Consider the following 3,579-nt stretch of genomic DNA (forward strand, 5'->3'; position numbering starts at 1 on the left):
AAGGGATGCGCTCGCCTTTGGGATAACCACGTTTACGCGCAAATCCCAGGCACATGACCATCAAACAGAAACCCAGCAGCAGGCCGGGAATGATCCCGGCGACAAACAGGGAAGAGATGGTGACAACGCCGCCGGTGGCGAGCGAATAAATTACCGAGTTATGGCTGGGCGGGGTTAAAACCGCCTGTACCGAGCCGCTGGCGGTCACCGCCGCAGCGAAATCACGTGGATAACCTTTCTCCTCCATCTGCGGAATCATCACCGACCCAATCGAGGCGGTATCCGCTACCGAAGATCCCGAAATCGCGCCAAAGAAGGTTGAGGCGACAATATTCACCAGCGACAAACCGCCGCGAATAAAGCCTACGAAAATATAGGCAAAGTTGACCAGCCGCCGGGCAATGCCGCCTTCCGCCATGATCGCGCCAGCCAGAATAAAGAAGGGAATGGTCAGCAGCGAAAACTTATTGATGCCGTTGGTAATCTGAATCACCACCGCTTCCAGCGGTAAGTCGATCCACCATGCGCCGATAAAGGCGCTCAATCCAACGGCGAATGCCACCGGGAAACCCACCAGCAGCAACACCACCAAACTGCCTATCAAAATCAGTGCGTCCATTTTCTTCTCCGCTTAGTGGGTGCCGCCAAGAGTCACGATGGCGCGTTGGCTTTGATCGCCATTAACCAATCGCTCAATCACAAACAACAGCGTAAAGATCGCGCCGACCGGAATTGGCAAATACATTTCGCCGTAGGTCACGGCTGGTAATGAAGCCAGCGTTTGCACCCACATCGCTTCACACAGGTTGTAACTGGCGCGGAAAATCACCAGACAGGTGATGATCATCAGCGCATCAGACAACTTCAGCAGCCAGCGCTGATTGGCGGGCGAGAGCCGGTCGGTCATCATCGAGACGCAAATATGCGTACCGGCGCGGAACCCGACTGGCGCACCAATAAAGGTAAAGATGATCATGCAAATGATGGCGACCGGTTCTGGCCAGGATAACGCGTCGTTCAGCACATAGCGTGAGAAAATCCCGATGGGAATCACCGTTACCATGATCAGCAAGGCGACGGCGGCAATCGCCATGCACAGCAAATAAAGCCCATCCATCAGACGAGAATATGCAGTCATAATGTTTACCTGGTTAAAACGCCACGCAGGCACGCGGCGTAGGGAGGATTACTTCACATCAGCAATTTGTTTCATCAAATCCTGATATTTGCCGCCAAACTGATCGCGCACCGGCTGCGTGGCTTTCATGAAGGTTTCACGATCGGTTTCCTGGAAGGTCACGCCACCGGCTTTCATCTTCTCGATGGATTGCTGGGTGTAGGTTGCCCAAAGCTGACGTTCTTCCTCCTGCGCCTCTTTACCTAATTTCTTCAGCAACGCCTGGTCATCCGCCGAGAGACGATTCCACAACGGTTTGGAGTAAAGAATCATTTCAGGCTGAATGAAGTGGCCGGTGAGGGTGTAGTACTTGGCGACGGGCATATAGTTGTGGGCGACAAAGGTGGGCGGGTTGTTTTCAGTGCCATCCACCACGCCGGTTTGCATGGCGCTAAACACTTCGCTCACGCCCATGGCGACCGGATTCGCTCCCATCGCTTTCAAGGTCGCCAACGAGATCGCACTGTTTTGCACGCGGATTTTCATGCCCTTAAGATCTTCGGGTTTGGCGATCGGTTTTTTGGTGATCATGTTGCGCACACCGGCATCGGTCCAGCCGAGGAAAATCATGCGGGCGTTGGGATCGTTATCGAATTTCTCGACGATATTTTTCCCGATATCACCATCCAGCACCTTGTGCATATGGTCCTCATCGCGAAAAACATACGGCAAGGTTAATACGCTGGTTTCCGGCGCGATGCTGGTGACCGGTGCCAGCGATACGCGAATCATATCAATCGCGCCCAGTTGCACCTGCTGCAGCGTTTGGTCTTCATCCCCCAATACGCCACCGGCGTAAACCTTCATTTCTAACCGCCCGTCAGTGGCTTTTTTCAGTTTCTCGCCCATGTGTTCCAGTGCCACCACGGTGGGATAACCCGCTGGTTGTACTTCGGCTACTTTGATGACTTTAGCGGACGCCACAGCAGGGCAAAACGCTGCCGCAGAGGATAACGAAACTACCAGAAGTAATTTTTTAAACGTCATGCTTTTTCTCCAGCTAAGGGGGAGGCAGGAAGGTGCGGCGCATTGATTTTGTCGAGAGGTGCCGCGTGTTGCCAGCATAGAGAAAATAGTGGCTGGAAAAATAAGGGAATTGCGATTGGATGAATTGCGTCACATTTTGAAACGATGTTTTAATAATTTTATATTGAATATCACATTTTCAAAACATCGCCGCAACAATCCATATTTAGCGGGGATAATTGTGTGTTTTCAAAGGAGTTTAAACCAAATGGTCCAATCTATCTCCCTGATATGCATAAAGTAAATATAGATACGACAATATCATGTTTTACGAACCCGCCTTCTGCGCCACACACTACTCGCCATATTCATGACGAAAAGGATAAGGCGCATGTCATACCGACTGAGTTTGCTGGATAAATCGCCGATTGCTGATGGAGAGACAGCCAGCCACGCGCTTCACCGCACTTTACAGCTGGCGCAGCAGGCGGAAAGCTGGGGTTATCACCGCTTCTGGTTGGCGGAACATCACAACAGCGATCGTCTGGCGAGCCCGTCGCCGGAACTGCTGATCGCCTGGATCATCGGACAGACGCAACATATTCGCGTCGGTTCCGGCGGCGTGATGCTGCAACACTACAGCCCGTACAAAGTGGCGGAAAACTTCAACCTGCTGGCGTCATTAGCGCCCGGACGCATTGATGTCGGTGTCGGCAAAGCGCCGGGCGGCTTGCCGCTCTCGACGCGTGCGCTGCAGCTTGGCGTGCATCTGCAGGAGAAAGGCAGCTTCGCCGAACAGTTGACGCTGCTGGATAGCTGGCTGCAAGTGCCGCCGGTGGGCGACGAAGAGATTCTTCGTGCCACGCCGCAGCCGCCGCGTCCGGCCAATCGCTTCCTTCTGGGTGCCAGCGAAGAGAGCGCCAAACTGGCGGCGGAGCTCGGCTGGCAACTGGTGTTCGCTGCGCACCACAATGGCGATCCGCAATTAATGGAAAAAGTCCTCAACAGCTATCGCCAGCACAGCAACGGCCAGCGCGCGCTGGTGGCGGTGCAAGTGGTGGTGGCAGATTCTCCGGCAGAAGCCGATCTGCTGGTGGATAACCTGCGCGTGTATCACGTCAGCGTGAAAGATGGCCCAAGCGTTAACGTCGGCAGCGTCGAGCAGGCCGAACGTTACGTGCGTCAGGGCGGTTACAGCGATTACGTGATCGAACCACGCACGCCATCGCTGCTGAAAGGCACCGCCGCGCAGGTGCATGCCAAGCTGGATGCGCTGCATCAGCACTTCGGCATTGAAGAGTTCGTGATTGATACGCCGGTGGCTGAAGAGCAGGCGCGCGTGAAATCACTCGAACTGTTGGCCACTCACCGGTTAGTCACAGCTTGATTTGCTGCTTACGGAGGCAGGTATGACGCAATTTAGCGAACATCAGCTG

The 3,579-nt window shown here is 54.1% G+C and carries 4 protein-coding genes; 1 reads left to right on the plus strand and 3 read right to left on the minus strand.

What is annotated here, in order from left to right; translation table 11 throughout:
- The 3 genes from RTY00_RS21920 to RTY00_RS21930 all read right to left on the minus strand — a co-directional run.
- The coding region (locus RTY00_RS21920; protein ID WP_312666221.1) for a TRAP transporter large permease subunit at positions 1 to 619 on the minus strand (619 nt) is incomplete at its 3' end.
- A 12-nt stretch (positions 620 to 631) separates the two neighbouring features.
- On the minus strand, positions 632 to 1,138 hold the full coding sequence (locus tag RTY00_RS21925) for a TRAP transporter small permease (RefSeq protein ID WP_179452704.1): 507 nt from the start codon (positions 1,136 to 1,138) through the stop codon (positions 632 to 634).
- Positions 1,139 to 1,186: 48 nt separating this feature from the next.
- Entirely contained in the window at positions 1,187 to 2,164 is a 978-nt protein-coding gene (locus tag RTY00_RS21930; RefSeq protein WP_008108819.1) for a TRAP transporter substrate-binding protein, read from the minus strand.
- A 370-nt stretch (positions 2,165 to 2,534) separates the two neighbouring features.
- Between RTY00_RS21930 and RTY00_RS21935 the strand changes: the two genes are divergently transcribed.
- On the plus strand, positions 2,535 to 3,530 hold the full coding sequence (locus RTY00_RS21935) for an MsnO8 family LLM class oxidoreductase (RefSeq protein ID WP_179452703.1): 996 nt from the start codon (positions 2,535 to 2,537) through the stop codon (positions 3,528 to 3,530).
- Positions 3,531 to 3,579: the final 49 nt, after the last annotated feature.

Origin of the sequence: Pantoea sp. CTOTU49201, assembly GCF_032054795.1 — a bacterium.
In the GTDB taxonomy this organism is placed as follows: Bacteria; Pseudomonadota; Gammaproteobacteria; order Enterobacterales; family Enterobacteriaceae; genus Pantoea; species Pantoea symbiotica.